This is a genomic window from Micromonospora sp. NPDC047527, from assembly GCF_040643015.1.
Taxonomy (GTDB): Bacteria; Actinomycetota; Actinomycetes; order Mycobacteriales; family Micromonosporaceae; genus Micromonospora.
The window spans coordinates 171,437-189,013 of the sequence record NZ_JBEYTK010000007.1; the positions used below are offsets into that span (position 1 = coordinate 171,437).

The window sequence follows — 17,577 nt, forward strand, 5'->3', positions numbered from 1 at the left end:
GATGAGTGACGTGGTGGTGCTGGACTACGGCTCGGGCAACCTGCGGTCGGCGGAGCGGGCGTTGGCGGCGGCCGGGGCGGCCGTGCGGGTGACCGACGACCTCGCCGCGGCGGCTGCCGCTGATGGTCTGGTGGTGCCGGGCGTGGGCGCGTACGCGGCGTGCATGGCCGGCATCGAGGCGCTCGGCGCGGGCCCGGTGATCGCCGAGCGGGTCGCGGCGGGCCGGCCGGTGCTCGGCATCTGTGTGGGCATGCAGGTGCTCTTCGAGTACGGCGAGGAGCACGGGGTGGTGACCAAGGGCCTCGGTCTGTTGCCCGGCGGGGTGACCCGTCTGGCCGCTGCCCGGTTGCCGCACATGGGCTGGAACACGGTGCGGGCGGCTCGGGGTTCGGTGCTGTTCGCGGGCCTGCCGGCTGGGAGCCGCTTCTACTTCGTCCACTCGTACGCGATGGGTGACCCGGCGGCGTTGGCGGCGTCCGGCGCCACGGTGACGACGGCCCACCATGACACCGACTTCGTGGCCGCGGTGGAGCGTGGGCCGCTGTCGGCTGCTCAGTTCCATCCGGAGAAGTCCGCCGACACCGGTGCCGCGCTGCTGCGCAACTGGCTTGCCACGCTGCCCAGTGGTGACTGAGCGCAGTCGCCCGCTGCCTGGTCGCGGGGTGTCGCGGTGAGCCGGGAACGCGCCCGTCGCCGCGCGGAGCGGGAGGCGGTGCTGGCCCGGGAACGGGTGGTCCGGCAGCGTCGGGTGGCCCGCCGGCAGCGCCGTCGGGCGCTGGTTCGCCGGTTGACGCCGCAGGTGCGGCGGGGCCGGTCGGGTCGGCTGGCCCGGCACACCCGGGGTGAGCGGGCCGCGATCGTGCTGCTCACCGGGGCGGCGATGATTCTGATCTGGACGTTCGTCGACAACCTGGCGTTGCGTATCGCGCTGATCGTGCTGTTGCTGCTCGTACTGCCGGCGATCGTGGTGATCGCCTTGGACCGCCGTACCTGATCGAGGAGAAGACCTTGAGCCTCACCCTGTTACCCGCCGTGGATGTCGCCGACGGCCGGGCTGTCCGGCTCGTGCAGGGCGCCGCCGACAGCGAGAGCATTTACGGCGAGCCGCTGGACGCGGCGTTGGCGTGGCAGCGCGACGGCGCCGAGTGGATCCACCTGGTCGACCTGGACGCGGCCTTCGGTCGGGGCACCAACGCGCACCTGCTCGCGGAGGTGGTGCGTCAGTTGGACGTGAAGGTGGAGTTGTCCGGTGGCATCCGCGACGACGAGTCGCTGCGCGCGGCGTTGGGCACGGGGGCGGCGCGGGTGAACATCGGCACCGCCGCCCTGGAGGACCCGGAGTGGTGTGACCGGGTGTTGGGGGAGTACGGCGATCGGGTCGCCATCGGGTTGGACGTGCGCGGTCGTACCCTGTCGGCGCGGGGCTGGACCCGCGACGGCGGCGACCTGTACGAGGTGCTGGAGCGGCTGGACAAGGCGGGCGCGACCCGGTACGTGGTCACCGACATCACCAAGGACGGCACGATGCGCGGCCCGAACCTGGAGCTGCTGCGCGAGGTGTGTGCCCGTACCGACCGGCCGGTGATCGCGTCGGGCGGGGTGTCCACGTTGGACGATCTGCGGGCGTTGTCCACGCTGGCGCCGCTCGGGGTGGAGGGCGTGATCGCCGGCAAGGCGCTCTACGCGGGTGCCTTCACCGTGGCCGAGGCGCTGCGCACGCTGGCCGAGGCGTGACGGTCACCCGCCTCGGCTCGGGCGGCCCGTGGGAGCAGCAGTATGGCTACTCACGGGTGGTCCGGGCCGGCGACCGGGCCTTCACGGCGGGCTGCACGGCCACAGTGGAGGGTCGGGTGGTGCACGTCGGTGACGCCGCCGCGCAGACCGCGCAGGCGCTGCGGATCGCGCTGGACGCGCTCGCCGAGGTGGGGGCGGAGCCGGGCGACGTGGTCCGGACCCGGATGTACGTGACGGACCGGCTGCACGCCGATGAGGTGGGCCGGGCGCACAACGCGGTCTTCGGCGCGGTGCGGCCCGCCGCGACGTTGGTGGTGGTGGCCGGTCTGCTGGATCCGGAGCATCTGGTCGAGGTGGAGTTGGAGGCGTACCTCGGCGATCGCTGAGGTCGGCCCGACGGTGACCGTCATCCCGGCCGTTTCGCGGCCCGATAAGTTGTGCACAATTCAGTTGTGGGCTACGGTTCCCCGGTGACCGATGATCTGCTGTTGCGCCGGCAGGTGTGCTTCGCGCTCTACGCCGCGTCGCGCGCCCTCACCGACGTCTACCGGCCGATCCTCGACGAGTTCGGGCTCACCTACCCGCAGTACCTGGTGCTGCTGGTGCTCTGGGAACGCCCCGACGACGCCCCCACGGTCTCCGAGCTGGGCGCCGAGCTGCGGCTCGACTCCGGCACCCTCTCCCCGCTGCTCAAGCGATTGGAGACGGCGGGCCTGGTGGTGCGGCGGCGGTCGGCGCGCGACGAGCGGCGGGTCGAGGTGGGCCTCACCGAGGCGGGCCGGGCGCTGCGGGAGCAGCTCTGCGACGTCCCGCTGCGGATCGCGCAGGCCACCGGGCTGGGCCTCGGTGAGCTTGTCGCGTTACGCGACACCCTCACCCGGGTCACCGACACCATCCATCGACAGAAGGAGCAGTGAGCATCATGCAGGTTCTCTACACCGCATCCGCGACGGCCAGCGGCGACGGCCGGAACGGCCACGTCGAGACCTCCGACGGCACCTTCACGCTCGACCTCGCCGTGCCGAAGGAGATGGGTGGCACCGGTGGCGCCGCCAACCCCGAACAGCTCTTCGCCGCCGGCTACGCGGCCTGCTTCCACGGCGCTCTGCGGCTGGTGGCCCGCCGGGCCAAGGCCGACGTGACCGGCTCCGTCGTCGCCGCCGAGGTCGGCATCGGCCCGAGCGGCAGCGGTGGCTTCGGGCTCACCGTGCAGCTCGTCGTCGACCTGCCCGCGGTGTCCCGCGAGACCGCCGAGCAGATCGTCGAGCAGGCCCACCAGGTCTGCCCCTACTCCAATGCCACCCGCGGCAACATCGACGTCGCGCTGACCGTCCGCGAGACCCTGCCCGCGTGACGTCGCCCGCCCAGCCCCCGACCGCGGACGAGAGGACACCCACCCCGTGACCAGCAACCGCGAGATCCACCTGGCCAGCCGCCCCCACGGCTGGCCGACCGAGGACACCTTCCGGCTCGTCGAGACCGACGTGCCGACGCCCGGCCCGGGCCAGATCGTGGTCCGCAACCAGTACATGTCCGTCGACCCGTACATGCGCGGGCGAATGAACGACGTCAAGTCGTACGTGCCGCCGTTCGCCCTCGACGCGCCGCTCGACGGGGGCGCGATCGGCGAGGTGGTGGCCAGTGAGGCGGCGGACGTCGCCGTCGGCGACACCGTCCTGCACGGGCTGGGCTGGCGGGAGTACGCGCTGCTCAACGCCAGCTCCGCCCGCAAGGTCGACCCGAGCCTCGCCCCGGTCAGCGCGTACCTGAGCGTGCTGGGCATGCCCGGTCTGACGGCGTACGCCGGGCTGCTGGAGGTGGCCGCGATGAAGCCCGGCGAGACGGTCTTCGTCTCCGCCGCGGCCGGCTCGGTGGGCAGCCTGGTCGGTCAGATCGCCAAGCTCAAGGGCGCCGGCCGGGTGATCGGCAGCGCCGGCTCGCCGGCCAAGGTCGAACGGCTGCGGGCGCTGGGCTTCGACGCCGCGTTCGACTACCACGACGGCCCGGTCCGTGACTCGCTGCGGGCGGCCGCCCCGGACGGCATCGACGTCTACTTCGACAACGTCGGTGGCGACCACCTGGAGGCGGCGATCTCGGCGATGAAGCTGCACGGCCGGGCCGCCATCTGCGGCATGATCGCGCAGTACAACGACACCGAGCCGCCGGCCGCACCGCGCAACCTGGCGCTGGTCATCGGCAAGCGGCTCACGCTGCGCGGCTTCCTGGTCGGCGACCACGGCCACCTGCGCGAGGCGCTGGTCCGTGACGTCGCCGGCTGGCTGCGCGAGGGCACGCTGTCCTACGACGAGACGATCGTGGACGGCATCGAGAACGCCCCGGCGGCGTTCCTCGGCCTGCTGCGCGGCGACAACCTCGGCAAGATGCTCGTCCGGGTGTGAGTCCCGATCCGACGCGGGGCGGTGGCCGGCCTCACAGGTCTGCCACCGCCCCGCGTGCGGAGGATAGGCTCGCGGCATGACGGTGGCGGTGCGCGTGATCCCCTGCCTGGACGTGGACGCGGGACGGGTGGTCAAGGGGGTCAACTTCCTCGACCTGCGTGACGCCGGCGACCCGGTGGAGCTGGCCGCCGCCTATGACCGGGCCGGCGCCGACGAGCTGACCTTCCTCGATGTCACGGCGTCGTCCAGCGACCGGGGCACCATGCTCGACGTGGTGCGCCGCACCGCCGAGTCGGTCTTCATCCCGCTGACCGTCGGTGGCGGGGTCCGGCAGGTCGCCGACGTCGACACGCTGCTGCGCGCGGGCGCCGACAAGGTCGGCGTGAACACGGCCGCCATCGCCCGACCGGAGCTGATCGCCGAGATCGCCGACCGGTTCGGCCGGCAGGTGCTCGTGCTCTCCCTCGACGTGCGCCGCGCGCCGGCCGGCGGCACGCCCAGCGGCTTCGAGGTCACCACGCACGGCGGTCGGCGTGGCACGGGCATCGACGCGGTGGAGTGGGCGCGGCGGGGCGCTGAGCTGGGCGCGGGGGAGATCCTGCTCAACTCGATGGACGCCGACGGCACCAAGGCGGGCTTCGACCTGGAGTTGATCGGCGCGGTGCGGGCCGTGGTGGACGTGCCGGTGGTGGCCAGTGGCGGCGCCGGCGAGGTGGGGCACTTCCCGCCGGCGATCGGGGCCGGCGCGGACGCGGTGCTCGCCGCCAGCGTCTTCCACTTCGGTGAGCTGACCGTGGCCGAGGTCAAGGACGCGCTGCGCCGCAGCGGTCACCCGGTGCGCTGAGCCCGGTCAGTGCCCGCCGGGGTGCCCCTCCGGTGACCGGCGGGGCGTGGGGATCGAGCGGACGGTGTATTCCTGCACGGCCGCCGCGTGATCTTCCTCGTCGAGGATCCAGTCGGCGCGACCGGGCTCGCGGCGGCGGCTCAACACACCCTGCACCGTGTCCACCATGGTCGCCACCCCGGCACGCGGCCGGGTACGCCAGAGTTGCTCGCCCTCGGCGGTGATCCGGAACCAGCCGTCGGCGACGGTGACCAGCCCGGCGCCGACCAACCGCTGGACGGCGGCCTCCACCTCGTGCCGCTGTGGAATCGCGTGGTTGAGGTGATCGGCGGTGGACAGCACGTCGGTCAGACGGACGCCCTCCGGACGGCGGCTGGTCGCGGACCGTCGGTGCCGCCCGGCTCCGCTCGCGATCACCAGCGACACGAAGATCCAGGCGTCCGTCCAACGCCAACCGTTGTCCCCCATGCAGAGATGATGACGGCGAGCGTCGCGGAAGGGAACACCCACCCGCGAACGTGCGCTATTACACCCCGTGGCGTGCCGGCCCGGGGACCGTCGGTGAGGGCTCAGCCGGCCGGCGCCACCGGCTCGACACCTTCCGTGGCGGACGGCCCGACGCTCTGCCTGCCCGGCGCGGGCGCGGCGTCCGACGGGTGGTCTGCGGCAACGGCCGGTGCGGGCGTGGCGTCCGTCGGGTGGTCTGCGGCGGTGTCCGCTGTGGGCACCGCGAACAGCGGGAGAAACAGTTGCGTCAACGGGCCGATGGCCAGCGCGTAGGCGAGGGTGCCCACGCCTACCGTGCCGCCGAGCAGCCAGCCCAGCGCGAGCACCATGATCTCGATGGCGGTACGCACCAGCCGGACCGACCGACCGGGCCAACGGGCCACGAAGCCCGTCATCAGCCCGTCGCGCGGGCCGGGGCCCAGATGGGCGCCAAGGTAGAGGGCGGTCGCCGCGCCGTTGCCGACGATCCCGGTGATCAGCAGCGCGATCCGCACGCCGAGCGGTCCACCGCCTGGCAGCAGGGCCAGGGTGGCATCCACGACCAGACCGATCACGACCACGTTGCTGACCGTGCCCAGGCCGGGCCGCTGTCGCAGCGGGATCCAGAGCAGCAGCACCACGACACCGACGAGGATCGTGACGGTGCCGAAGGAGAGCGTGGTCAGCTCGGACAACCCCTGGTGGAACACGTCCCACGGGTTGAGGCCCAGGTCGGAGCGGATCATCAGGGCCATGCTGACCCCGTAGAGGACGAGCCCGACGTAGAGCTGGGTGAGTCGCCGCACCGGCCGATGCCGCAGATTGCCAATCAGTGCCATGCATGCCACCCTAGGTGCCAATCCTCCCGGAGGAAGAAGCCAATATCCGAGGAGTGGCTATGGCAGGTCAGGTGAGAGGCGTCCAATTGGCCCGCCTGCTCGGGCAGTGGCATGCCCTGCCGGGCCGCCGCCGCAGCCCCGACTACGCGGCCCTGGCCGGCGCGGTGCGCGGGCTGCTCGCCGACGCCCGGCTGCCGCTGGGCGTCCGCCTCCCGGCCGAGCGAGAGCTGGCCGAGGCGCTGCGGATCAGCCGTACCACGGTCACCGCCGCCTACCGGGAGCTGCGCGAGACCGGGCACCTGGCCAGCCGTCGGGGCGCCGGCAGTTGGACGATGCTGCCCGCCAACCACCGGGTGGCCAGCACCGGGCTCTGGACCCCGCTGGACGACCGGGAGATGATCGACCTCGGCGTCGCCGCGCTGGCCGCCCCGCCGCAACTGCTCGGCGCGGCTCGGGCCGCCACCGAGGACCTGCCCCGCTATCTGGGCGGGGCCGGCTACCACCCGACCGGCATCATCGAGCTGCGCGAGGCGATCGCCGACGGCTACACCGCCCGGGGCCTGCCCACCTCGGCCGACCAGATCATGGTCACCAGCGGCACCCAGCACGCCCTGGACCTGGTGCTGCGGCTCGCCCTGCCCCCCGGCGGGAGCGTGCTGGTCGAGTCCCCGACGTACCCCAACGCGCTCGCCGCCCTGGCCGGCCGGCGGGCCCGGATCACCACCCACGGGCTGTCCGTCGACGCCGGCGGCTGGGAGCCCGACCTGCTGCTGGGCAGCCTTCGGCAGACCCGGCCCAAGCTGGCCTACCTGATCCCGGAGTTCCAGAACCCGACCGGGCATCTGATGCCGTCCGCGCTGCGCGAGCGGGTGGTGGCCGCCGCCCACGCCGTCGGCACCGACCTGATCGTCGACGAGTCCTTCGTGGACCTGCCGCTGGACGGCACCGAGCTGCCCCCGCCGATGGCCGCGTTCGACCGGCACTCCCGGGTGGTCAGCATCGGTGGGATGAGCAAGCCGTACTGGGGTGGCCTGCGGATCGGCTGGGTCCGCGCCTCCGCGCCGCAGGTGCAGCGACTGGCCGCCGTCCGGGTCGGCGTGGACATGTCCAGCCCGGTGCTCGACCAGCTGGTAGCGGTGCACCTGCTCGACGACGCGGCCGCGATCGTCGCGGCCCGCCGGGTCCAACTCGCCGCCCAACGCGACGCGCTGCTCGGCGCGCTGGCGCACCAGCTACCGGACTGGCGGGTGAGCATCCCGCGCGGCGGCGTGACACTCTGGGCCGAGCTGGACGGCCCGGTCTCCAGCGCGCTGGCCCGGGCCGCCGAGGAGGTCGGAGTCCGCTTGGCGCCCGGCCCCCGGTTCGGTCTGGACGGCACCCTGGAGCGTTTCCTGCGGCTGCCGTTCACCCTGCCGGCCACCGACCTGGTGGAGGCCGTGGGGCGGATCGCCACGGTCCGCTACGACCTGGACCGCGCCGGCCGGCAGCGGTGGCGAGAGCCCTCCGTCATCGCCTGAGCCCGACCCGTCGCCTGAGCCCCGACCATCGCCTGTGCCGGCTGAGTCGCCGGTGGCTCCGCACCCGAGCGGTGCCGAGCCACCGGCGGTCGACTCAGAGCTCTGCGAGGGTGCCCGAGTACATCTTGTCGATCTCGCTGGCGAAGTTGCTCTCCACCCCACGCCGCTTGATCTTCAACGACGGGGTGATCTCGCCGTCCTCGATGGTCAGGTCACGCGGCAGGATCGCCACCTTCTTGATGGTCTCCCAGCGGTTGAGCTTGGCGTTGAGCTGGGCGACGTACCCCTCGACCATCGTCTGGGCCTCCTGCGAGGTCACGATCTCGGTGTAGCTGCGCCCCTCCAGCGGGCCGCCGGCGACCCAGCCCTGGATCGCGTCCGGGTCCAGCGTGACAAGCATCGTGCAGAAGTTGCGGGCCTGACCGACCACGACCGCCTGTGAGGTGTACGGGCAGATCGCCTTGAACATCCCCTCGATGTGCGACGGCGCGATGTACTTGCCGCCCGAGGTCTTGACCAGGTCCTTCTTGCGGTCGGTGATCCGAAGGTAGCCCTGCTCGTCGAGGGTGCCGATGTCGCCGGTACGGAAGAAGCCGTCCTCGGTGAACGCGGCGGCGGTCTCCTCCGGCAGGTTGTGGTAGCCGCGCATCACCGGCCGACCACGCACCAGGATCTCGCCGTCGGTGTCGATCCGGCACTCCAGGTCACCCATCGCCTGGCCCACCGTGCCGATCCGCAGCCCCGACGGCGGGTTGACGAAGTTGCCGGCGCTGGTCTCGGTGAGGCCGTAGCCCTCGGAGATCGGCAGGTTCGCCGCCGCGAAGAAGGTGGCGATCTCCGGGCTGAGCGGAGCCGCACCGGAGACCAGCACCCGCATCCGGCCGCCGAGGCGGGCCTGGAGCTTGCTGAACACCAGCTTCTCGGCCAGCCCGTACCGCAGCTTCAGCCCGCCCGGCACCGGCTTGCCAGCCTGCTCCAGGGCCACCTTCTCCTTGCCGACCCGGACGCCCCAGGCGAAGATCTTCGCCTTCGCGCCGCCGGCGCCCTGCGCGGTGGTCACGGCCCGGTTGTAGACCTTCTCGAACACCCGGGGAGCGCCGCACATCAGCGTCGGACGGATCACCGACAACAGGTCGACCAGCTTCTCCACCCGACCGTCGACGTAGGTCGGCAGCCCGACGTGGATGGCGCCGCAGAGCAGCGTCTTGCCGAACGAGTGGGCCAGCGGCAGCCACAGGTACTGCAGGTCGTCGTCGCGCAGCAGCCCGACCTCGGCCTGCGCCACAGCCTCCCAGCACCAGCCGCCGTGCAGCAGCTCGACGCCCTTGGGCTGACCGGTGGTGCCGGAGGTGTAGATCAGGGTGGCCAGGTGGTCCGGGCCGATGCCGGCCACGAGCATGTCGATCAGATCCGGCTCGGCGGCCAGCGCGACGGCGCCCCGCTCCTCCAGTTCGGCGAGGGTGAGCTGGGGCACCGCCGCGGCGGGGTCGGCGGCACCGTCGAAGAGCACCACGTGGGTCAGCGCGGGCAGGGCCGCTCCCGCGATCTTCGCGGCCTGGGCGGGGTTCTCCGCGAACAGCACCCGCGAGCCGGAGTCGGCGATGATGAACGTCGCGTCCCCCGGCTCGGTGGTCGGATAAACGGTGGTGGTCGCCCCACCGGCACACATGATGCCGAGGTCGGCGACCACCCAGTCCAGTCGGGTGCTGGCGAGGATCGCGACCGGATCCTCCTGGCCGACGCCGAGCGCGTGCAGGCCGGCGGCGACCGCCTTGGCGCGCTGACCGACCTGCTCCCAGGTCAGCCAGTTGGGGCCCGAGTCGTCGGGCAGTGGTGACGCGAAGGCGTGCTGGTCGGGGGTCGCCGACACGCGCTTGAGAAACATGTCCGGGATGGAGCGGTACGGTACATCGAGAGCCATCGCTGTAGCCGCCTTCGGGGGTGGTGGCGTGACGGTTGTCACGTCAAAACGGTTACCGAAGAGTATTGCCTGGCACCGTGCATCGGCTAGCCCTGGAGATCATGCGGCTGCCTGTCCCACCAACCGGTTCCGATGATTCAGGCGTACCGGGCAGCCATCACTGACCAGTCGTAGGTGGCACGCACCCAGTTGCGTCGGGACGCGAGCGGCTCGTGCAGCCCGTCGTCACCGCTGGCCAGCAGCGCCTCCTCGGCATCCAGGTACGCCGCCAACCCTCGGTTGAAACGGTCCGCGGCAGCTCGCAGCGCGTCCGCCTCATCCAGACCGCCCTCCTGGGCGATGACCGTCACCAGGTTGTGCGCGTCCGGGTCGGAACGACTCTCCTTGCCGTAGGAGAAGAGGTCGTTGCACCAGCAGACCAGGTCGACCGCCAGCAGGTCCAGAGCCGTCAGCGCCGGATCGGCGCGCCGCGTCGGCCCCGGTGGTCGCCCCGACGCCAGGTCGGTCAGGGTGAGGCAGGGGTGGACGCCGCCGATGTGTCGCCGCAGCTGGACGTACTCCGTGACCCCGGGGACCCGCTGGCGCTCCCGGTTGGCCGCCTCCCAGAGCAGCGCCAGCAGATACTCGCGCAGTTGGCTGACGAACCGCAGCAGCAGCGCCGAGCGGCCCTGCGCCCGGGTCCGGCGGCACAGATCGTGCAGCGCGGCCCCCAGCGGACCGGCTCCGGTCGGCGGTGGCGCGGCCGGATCACCGCACCGGTCCAGCACGTCGAGGAGAGCCCCGATGGCCGGCGCCAACCGGCCCGGGTTGGTCCCGAGGCCGTCCTCGTCGCAGGCGTCGTCCATGACGAAGAGCCAGGAGATCAGGTCGGCGAGTAGCCGTACCCCCTCCACTGGCCCGTCTGGGCAGGCCCGGCCGGCTAGGCCGGCGGCATCCGCCCGCTGCAATCGATGAACCCGATGTCCGGAATCGACCAGCCCGAACGTGCGCGCCCATTCGACGCTCTCGTTCGCCACCCGATCCGTGGCCTGATGGCGCCCTCCCACAAAGGAAGGTTCCCGTAGCGCCGAAATCGCGAAACTACGCATGCTCCGCCCCCACTTCATGCCGCCCCGGCGCGGAACGGCGCGGTGAAGCGTACGGGAGAAGGCATCGTTGCGCATCGTTGGGAGTGCGCAATCCGTGGAAGTTCCGCGACCGATTCGGTACAGACAGTCACATACCCAGGCTGGCGTCACGCAGTTGCCGCGCGGACGCCGCCGGACCATCCAGCTGAACCCGGGCCACCCTCTGCCGCCCGGAGAGGAACAAAGTCAACTCGGCCGGGGCGCCGACCAACCGCAGCGGCTCGCCGCCACGGCCGACGGAGATCTCGCCGTAACCGGGCGCCTGGACGTACAGGTCGGCCGGAAAGCGGCGCAGCGTCATCCGGGCCAGTGGGGCGGCCCGCTTCCAGAGCGTGGCCTGCAGGCCACGTGGCAACTCGCGCGGCTGCCACCCCGATGCGGCCCGCCGCACGTCCTCGTGGTGGATGAAGAACTCCACCGTGTTGACCAGTTCGTCGGTCAACGGGTTGCTGACCGGGCTCCACACCGGCGGCCGGCGCACCTGCGCCACCAGCTCCGGGTAGGGCCGGGCAGCGATCCGGCGACGGACCCGTTCGGAGTACGCGCGCAGCGGCGCCAGCAGGATCCCGCCGGCCGCGTCCGGTCGGCGTTCACGCAGCACCAGGTGCGCGGCGAGGTCACGGGTCGCCCAGCCCTCGTTGATGGTCGGGGCGTCCGGCCCGAGGGCCAGCAGGAGATCGGCCAGCGACTCGCGCTCGGCTCGGGCGTACCGCGGCGGCATGGCCCGATCGTAGGCCCGGATGCCCCGCACCGCGCGTCGGGCATATTCCCGGTTGGCGCGCCGTCCGGTACGTGACCGTCGACATATCCGGTCCGGGTCGTCGTGTTGGCGGAGACCGGTAAGGATGAGGGAGATAATTGTGGCTTACGGCGGGGGATGGCGTGGCGAGCGGGACAAGTCGGGACGTGCTCGGCCGAGGGCTGGGAGTCCTCCGGCAGGCGATCCGGGAACAGCCACGGATATTCGCGGTGGCCGTGGTCGGCAGCGTGTTGTTCGGCGGGATGGTCATCGCCAGCGCGTACGTGGTGGGCGGGGTCGTCGGTGACGTGGTGATACCGGCCATCGCCCGCGGACAGGTGGCCACCGGCACCCTGGCGCTGGCCGCGGTCGCGCTGTTCGGGATCAGCGTGCTGCGGGTGGTGGGCATCTTCGGCCGCCGGCTCGGCGCCGGTTACATGCAGTACCGCCTACAGGCCGCCTACCGACGCCGGGTCACCCGCCGGTACCTGGACCTGCCGCTGTCCTGGCACCACCGCAACGCCACCGGCACGCTGCTCTCCAACGCCAACTCTGACGTGGAGGCGGCCTGGTATCCGATCGCGCCGCTGCCCTTCGCGGTCGGCACGTTGGTGATGCTGGTCGGCGCGATCGTCTCGCTGTTCGCCACCGACTGGGCGCTCGCCCTGGTCGGTCTCGCGGTCTTTCCCGCGCTGTTCGCGCTCAACGTGGTCTATTCCCGCCGGATGGCGCCCCGACAGGCCCGGGCGCAGCGGCTGCGCGCCGAGGTCAGCGAGATCGCCCACGAGAGCTTCGACGGCGCGCTGGTGGTCAAGACGATGGGCCGTGAGGCGCAGGAGACCGCCCGGTTCGCCGGTCGTGCCCGCGAACTGCGGGACGCGCTGATCTCGGTCGGCCGGCTGCGCGGCGTCTTCGACCCGCTGCTGGAGACCCTGCCCAGCCTCGGCACCCTGGCGGTGCTGGTGGTCGGGGCGTTCCGGCTGCGGCAGGGCGCGATCAGCGTCACCGAGCTGGTCAGCGTCGCCTTCCTCTTCACCGTGCTGGCCTTCCCGGTGCGGGCCATCGGCTGGGTGCTGGCCGAGCTGCCGCGCAGCGTCGCCGGCTGGGACCGGGTCCGCCGGGTGCTCGACGCCACCGGCGAGATGCCGTACGGGTCCCGCGTGCTCGACCCGGCCATCTCCGGCCCGGCCACCCTCACCTTCACGGACGTGCACTTCTCGTACCCGCCGGCGGAGGCGCACCAGACCGGCGCGCAGGTGCTCGGCGAGGTCGGTTTCACCGTGCCCGCCGGCCGGACGGTGGCCCTGGTCGGGCCGACCGGCGCCGGCAAGTCCACCATCGCCTCGCTGGCGGTGCGCCTGGTCGACCCGGACGCCGGCACCGTCGAGCTGGACGGGGTGGACGTGCGCGACCTGACGGCGGCGTCGCTGGCGGGCACGGTCGCCCTGGTCGCGCAGGTGCCGTTCGTCTTCGACGACACCGTCCGCGCCAACATCGCCCTCGACCGGCCGGGCATCGACGACGAGGTCGTCTGGGCGGCGCTGCGGCTGGCCGAGGCGGACGGGTTCGTCGCGGCGCTGCCCGACGGACTGGACACCATGGTCGGCGAGCGCGGCACCTCGCTCTCCGGTGGGCAGCGGCAGCGGCTCACCCTGGCCCGTGCGTTGGCCGGGAGCCCACGTCTGCTGGTGCTCGACGACGCGACGAGCGCCGTGGACCCGCGCGTGGAGGCGGCCATCCTGGCCGGTCTGCGCTCGTCGGCGGGCGAGCCGGGAGCGCAGGCCGCGTCGATCCTGGTCGTCGCGTACCGCCGGGCGACCATCGCGCTGGCCGACGAGGTCATCTACGTGGAGCAGGGCCGGGTGGTCGCCCGGGGCACGCACACCGAGTTGCTGGCGACTGTGCCCGGGTACGTGGACCTTGTCACCGCCTACGAGCAGGCGGAGGTCGAACGGGCGCAGGAGCGCGCGTACGACGAGGTCGCGCCGTTGCCGTCGGGCCTGGAGATCGAGAACGAAAGGCCGGTTCGGTGAGCGCGCAGACTGATGAGCGGGCGGCGAAGTCCGAGACGACCTGGCAGACGTTCCGGCGCGGGTTGGCGCTCTCGCCGGAGCTGCGGACGGGGCTCGCGGTCACGTTGGCCCTGGCGTTGGTCTACATGGTGGGCCGGGTGGCTGTGCCGGTGGCGGTGCAGCAGGGCATCGACCGGGGCATCATCGGTGGCCTGAACCTGAACGTGGTCTGGTCGGTGGTGGCGATCACCGCGGCGATCCTCACGGTCACCACGGTCTGCGGTTACCTGATGATGCGTCGGCTGTTCACGGTCAGCGAGACGGCGTTGGCAAATGTGCGGACGCGGGCGTTCCGGCATGTGCACGACCTGTCGATGTTGCACCAGCAGTCGGAGCGGCGTGGTTCGTTGGTCTCGCGGGTGACCAGCGACGTCGACCAGATCACCCAGTTCCTCCAGTGGGGCGGGGTGATCCTGCTGGTCAACCTGGGTCAGCTGGTGGTGACGACGGCCGTCATGTTGGCGTACTCCTGGCAGTTGACCCTGGTGGTGCTGGTGGCGTTCCTGCCGGCGGTGTTCATCATCCGGCAGTTGCAGCGCCGTCTCGGCGCGGCGTACGCGACGGTGCGTCAGCGCACCGGGGCGCTGCTGGGCGCGATCGGTGAGAGCGTGGTGGGCGCGCCGGTGATCCGGGCGTACGGCATCGCGGGGCGTACCGCGCGGCGGTTGGACGACGCCATCGACAGTCAGCGTCAGGCGCAGCAGCGGGCGATCCGGATCAGCATCGTGGGCAGCTCGGTCGGTGAGCTGGCGGCCGGGGTGGCGCTGGCCGGCGTGGTGGTGCTCGGGGTGACGCTGGGGGTGGACGGCACGCTGTCGATCGGGCAGCTGACCGCGTTCCTGTTCCTGGTGACGCTGTTCATCCAGCCGGTGCAGATCGCCACGGAGGTGCTGAACGAGGCGCAGAACGCGATCGCGGGTTGGCGGCGGGTGCTGGACGTCCTGGACGTCGCTCCGGACGTGGCCGACCCGGGGGAGCAGGGGCGGGATCTGCCGGGTGGTCCGTTGGACATCCGGTTCGCCGGGGTGCGGTTCGCCTATCCGGGTGGCCCACCGGTGCTGCACGACATCGACCTGGAGATCCCGGCGAAGAGCCGGGTGGCGGTGGTGGGGGAGACCGGCAGCGGCAAGACGACCTTCGCGAAGCTGCTGACCCGGTTGATGGACCCGTCGGCGGGTGCGGTGCTGCTGTCGGGGGTGCCGTTGTCGCAGGTTCGGTTCGAATCGCTGCGGTCCCGGGTGGTGATGGTGCCGCAGGACGGGTTCCTCTTCGACGCGACGGTGGGGGACAACGTCCGCTTCGCCCGGCCGGACCTGACCGACGAGCAGCTGAGCACCGCGTTCACCGAGCTGGGCCTGGCGGACTGGCTGGATGGCCTGCCGGCCGGCCTGGACACTCCGGTCGGTGAGCGCGGTGAGGCGCTCAGCGTCGGGGAGCGGCAGTTGGTCGCGTTGGCTCGGGCGTACGTGGCGGACCCGGATCTGCTGGTGTTGGACGAGGCGACAAGCGCGGTGGATCCGGCGACGGAGGTGCGCCTGCAACGCACTCTGGAGGCGGTGACGCGGGGTCGTACGACGCTCGCGATCGCGCACCGGCTCTCCACGGCGCAGGCGGCCGACGAGGTGATCGTGGTGGACCGGGGGCGGATCGTGCAGCGCGGCCCGCATGACGAGTTGGTTCGGGATGCCGATTCGGTCTACGGCCTGCTGTACGCGTCCTGGCTGGAGCAGACCCGGTAACGGAGGCGCAGGTGGACGTGGTGGGCTGGGTGCTCTACGCTCCGAGTTAGGTAAGCCTAACCAAAGGAGGTGCCCATGCGGCCCAGTCCTGCCGAGACCGTTCGTACTCTCGTCGCCGGTTGGCTGCCCGGCCTCATCCACCTGGCCCACCGGCCGGGCCCGCACCACGCCCGGCACGTGACCGACCCCGACGGGCGGGTTCTGCTGCTGGTGCCGATCGCCAGCCACCTCGCCGCCGCGTTGCAGCCCGACGGCGGAAACACCGACGTCGCGGTGGTCCTAGACGTGCTCGACCTGCCACCGGCGGCCGGCGCCCCCGGGCTGGGCCGGGCCTGGGTCTCCGGTTGGGCCGCCGAACTGCACGGGGACGAGGCGCGCTCCGCGGCTGTCGACTTCGCCACGGTCGAGCCGACAGGTGACCTGCTCGACGTGGGGACCCGGTTCCGGCTGTTCCGCTTCGAGGTGGCCGAGGTCCGCTGGGAGCGGGCCGGGGTCGTGCAGCGGATCGACCCGGGGGAGTACGCCGAGGCGGAGCCGGACCCGGTGCACCCGGTGGAGGCGCTGCTCCTGGCCGATCTCGCCGATCGCGACACCGCCGAGGTGACCGACTACCTGCGTCAGCAGCTCGGGTTGACCGAGCAGACCCCGGACGGGCCGCCGCGGGTGGTCCGCATCGATCGGTACGGTCTGGTGGTCGCCCTCGGTCGCCCCGGCGCCCGCCGTCGTGTCCGGCTGGCCTTTCCGTGCCCGGTGGCCGGCCCGGACGAGCTGGACGGGCTGCTTCCGACGCTGCGCCGCCGGGCCGAGGCGCGTCCGCCCCGCTGATCGGCGGCCCACCGCCGCCCGGCACCGGCGTGGTCATCGCTGGAACTGGGTGAGTTTCTGCGGGTTGAGGATGATCAGCACTTGTTCGATTCCGGCGGGTGAGGCATCGATAGTGACAATCGCGGCAGCTGTTCCGGCCCGCGATAGGAGGATCGCCGCCTGGCCGTTGGATTCGACGATCTCCAGCGACAGGTCGCTGCCGAACTTCCGGACCAGCCCCACGATGTAACGCGCGACGTTGTCGCGTCCGACGACGGGTACCGGTGCGGCCCGGACGGTGCCGCCGCCGTCGGCGTAGGAGATGGTCGTCTCGGTGAGCAGTTTCTCGAGCTGACCCAGGTCCCCGGACCGGGCGGCGGCGAGGAAGGCCCGCAGCAGACGGCCGTGGTCCGCGCGGGCGACCGGATCGTGCCGCTCCTGGGCCAGGTGCTGACGGGCGCGTCGGCCGAGCTGCCGCGCGTTCGCCTCGCTGATGCCGAGCACCTCGCCGATCCGCCGGAACGGGTAGTCGAACGCCTCGCGCAGCACGTACACCGCCCGCTCGGCCGGCCTGAGCCGTTCCAACAGGAGCAGTACGGCAAGTTCGAGCGACTCGTTCCGTTCGGCCCGCAATAGTGGGTCGGCGGAGGTGTCGACGGGCTCGGGCAGCCACGGACCGGGATACAACTCGCGTCGGGCGCGAGCCGATGTCGCGGCGTTCAGGGCAAGGCGGGAGGTCGTCGTGACCAGGAACCCGATCGGGTCCCGTACCTGGCTGTGATCGGTCTGCTGCCACCGGAGCCAGGCGTCCTGCACGACGTCCTCCGCCTCCGCGACGCTGCCGAGCATCCGGTAGGCGATGCCGAAGAGCCGGGGACGGACCGCTGCGAACACCCCTAGCGCGTCGATCACTGTCCCCTTTTCTCCAGCAATATCCGCTTGTTGAGTACCAGGGCAAACGTGGATACCCCGGTCCGGCCGTACTACAGCCTCGGAGCATCCCGCCAGACGCGCCACTGTCGAGGCGGAGAGCCCGCGAGATGAGGGCGACCGGCTCGGCCGGCGGTCTGCTCGCCGGCACGGAGCGGAGACGATTCGAGCAGATCGACACAGATCCGCACGAGCGTGCCGACGAGCCAGGTGACTGGTCTGTCGATGCTGTCCTGTTGGTCGTCCGGCATCGTGTACCAGCGGACGTACGTTTCCCGTACCGCGCGTTCCGCGGCGCCGGCCGAGCCGAGCAGGCGATATGCGAGGTTCTTGAGGAAGCGTCGTTCGGCGACGACGGCGCAGAACGCGCTGGGTAGGGCAGCTGAATCAGGTGGCCGGGCGTGTTCGGGAACAGGGGCTGGCATC

The 17,577-nt window shown here is 72.0% G+C and carries 19 protein-coding genes; 12 read left to right on the forward strand and 7 right to left on the reverse strand.

Features of this window, described 5'->3' with window-relative positions; all coding sequences use genetic code 11:
* The first annotated feature begins 1 nt into the window (after position 1).
* The 8 genes from hisH to hisF all read left to right on the forward strand — a co-directional run bounded on the left by hisH (position 2) and on the right by hisF (position 4,977).
* Positions 2-634 carry an imidazole glycerol phosphate synthase subunit HisH gene (hisH, locus tag ABZ808_RS25260; protein ID WP_357011033.1) on the forward strand — a complete coding sequence of 211 codons (633 nt, stop codon included), beginning with the start codon at positions 2-4 and terminating at the stop codon, positions 632-634.
* 36 nt (positions 635-670) lie between these two features.
* Positions 671-994: a hypothetical protein gene (locus tag ABZ808_RS25265; RefSeq protein ID WP_357011035.1), complete on the forward strand. Its 324-nt coding sequence runs from the start codon at positions 671-673 to the stop codon at positions 992-994.
* 14 nt (positions 995-1,008) lie between these two features.
* On the forward strand, positions 1,009-1,734 hold the full coding sequence (gene priA, locus ABZ808_RS25270) for a bifunctional 1-(5-phosphoribosyl)-5-((5-phosphoribosylamino)methylideneamino)imidazole-4-carboxamide isomerase/phosphoribosylanthranilate isomerase PriA (protein WP_357011037.1): 726 nt from the start codon (positions 1,009-1,011) through the stop codon (positions 1,732-1,734).
* Entirely contained in the window at positions 1,731-2,120 is a 390-nt protein-coding gene (locus tag ABZ808_RS25275) for a RidA family protein (RefSeq protein ID WP_357011039.1), read from the forward strand. Before priA ends, ABZ808_RS25275 begins: the two co-directional genes overlap by 4 nt.
* Before the next feature lie 84 nt (positions 2,121-2,204).
* The gene (locus tag ABZ808_RS25280; protein WP_357011041.1) at positions 2,205-2,651 is read left to right on the forward strand and encodes a MarR family transcriptional regulator; all 447 of its coding nucleotides are present in this window, start codon (positions 2,205-2,207) and stop codon (positions 2,649-2,651) included.
* A gap of 5 nt (positions 2,652-2,656) precedes the next feature.
* Complete coding sequence (locus ABZ808_RS25285) at positions 2,657-3,088, forward strand: organic hydroperoxide resistance protein (RefSeq protein WP_357011235.1); 432 nt, start codon at positions 2,657-2,659, stop codon at positions 3,086-3,088.
* A gap of 46 nt (positions 3,089-3,134) precedes the next feature.
* Positions 3,135-4,133, forward strand: coding sequence for an NADP-dependent oxidoreductase (locus tag ABZ808_RS25290; protein ID WP_357011043.1), 999 nt, complete (start codon positions 3,135-3,137; stop codon positions 4,131-4,133).
* Between the two features lie 76 nt (positions 4,134-4,209).
* On the forward strand, positions 4,210-4,977 hold the full coding sequence (gene hisF, locus ABZ808_RS25295; protein ID WP_357011045.1) for an imidazole glycerol phosphate synthase subunit HisF: 768 nt from the start codon (positions 4,210-4,212) through the stop codon (positions 4,975-4,977).
* 6 nt (positions 4,978-4,983) lie between these two features.
* On the opposite strand, the gene ABZ808_RS25300 is transcribed toward hisF, so the two are convergent.
* Positions 4,984-5,445, reverse strand: coding sequence for a hypothetical protein (locus ABZ808_RS25300; protein ID WP_357011047.1), 462 nt, complete (start codon positions 5,443-5,445; stop codon positions 4,984-4,986).
* Positions 5,446-5,546: 101 nt separating this feature from the next.
* Positions 5,547-6,302, reverse strand: a complete 756-nt coding sequence (locus tag ABZ808_RS25305; RefSeq protein WP_357011049.1) for a hypothetical protein — start codon at positions 6,300-6,302, stop codon at positions 5,547-5,549.
* A gap of 59 nt (positions 6,303-6,361) precedes the next feature.
* Here ABZ808_RS25305 and ABZ808_RS25310 point away from each other — a divergent pair, with 59 nt between their 5' ends.
* A complete protein-coding gene (locus tag ABZ808_RS25310; protein ID WP_357011051.1) occupies positions 6,362-7,819 on the forward strand; it encodes a PLP-dependent aminotransferase family protein in 1,458 nt (485 codons plus the stop codon).
* Positions 7,820-7,913: 94 nt separating this feature from the next.
* Here the strand turns inward: ABZ808_RS25310 and ABZ808_RS25315 are convergent, their stop codons facing one another.
* From ABZ808_RS25315 to ABZ808_RS25325, 3 genes are all read right to left on the reverse strand, one after another.
* Positions 7,914-9,740 (reverse strand): long-chain fatty acid--CoA ligase, encoded by a 1,827-nt coding sequence (locus ABZ808_RS25315; RefSeq protein ID WP_357011053.1) that lies wholly within the window; start codon positions 9,738-9,740, stop codon positions 7,914-7,916.
* A 137-nt stretch (positions 9,741-9,877) separates the two neighbouring features.
* On the reverse strand, positions 9,878-10,633 hold the full coding sequence (locus ABZ808_RS25320; RefSeq protein ID WP_357011055.1) for a terpene synthase family protein: 756 nt from the start codon (positions 10,631-10,633) through the stop codon (positions 9,878-9,880).
* A 322-nt stretch (positions 10,634-10,955) separates the two neighbouring features.
* On the reverse strand, positions 10,956-11,588 hold the full coding sequence (locus tag ABZ808_RS25325; RefSeq protein ID WP_357011057.1) for a TIGR03085 family metal-binding protein: 633 nt from the start codon (positions 11,586-11,588) through the stop codon (positions 10,956-10,958).
* A gap of 161 nt (positions 11,589-11,749) precedes the next feature.
* Between ABZ808_RS25325 and ABZ808_RS25330 the strand changes: the two genes are divergently transcribed.
* From ABZ808_RS25330 to ABZ808_RS25340, 3 genes are all read left to right on the forward strand, one after another.
* Entirely contained in the window at positions 11,750-13,639 is a 1,890-nt protein-coding gene (locus ABZ808_RS25330; protein WP_357011059.1) for an ABC transporter ATP-binding protein, read from the forward strand.
* Positions 13,636-15,417 (forward strand): ABC transporter ATP-binding protein, encoded by a 1,782-nt coding sequence (locus ABZ808_RS25335; protein ID WP_357011061.1) that lies wholly within the window; start codon positions 13,636-13,638, stop codon positions 15,415-15,417. Before ABZ808_RS25330 ends, ABZ808_RS25335 begins: the two co-directional genes overlap by 4 nt.
* A gap of 75 nt (positions 15,418-15,492) precedes the next feature.
* Positions 15,493-16,242: a DUF2470 domain-containing protein gene (locus tag ABZ808_RS25340; protein ID WP_357011063.1), complete on the forward strand. Its 750-nt coding sequence runs from the start codon at positions 15,493-15,495 to the stop codon at positions 16,240-16,242.
* 33 nt (positions 16,243-16,275) lie between these two features.
* On the opposite strand, the gene ABZ808_RS25345 is transcribed toward ABZ808_RS25340, so the two are convergent.
* Complete coding sequence (locus ABZ808_RS25345; RefSeq protein WP_357011065.1) at positions 16,276-17,133, reverse strand: RNA polymerase sigma-70 factor; 858 nt, start codon at positions 17,131-17,133, stop codon at positions 16,276-16,278.
* Between the two features lie 71 nt (positions 17,134-17,204).
* A complete protein-coding gene (locus ABZ808_RS25350; protein ID WP_357011067.1) occupies positions 17,205-17,576 on the reverse strand; it encodes a sigma factor in 372 nt (123 codons plus the stop codon).
* Position 17,577: the final 1 nt, after the last annotated feature.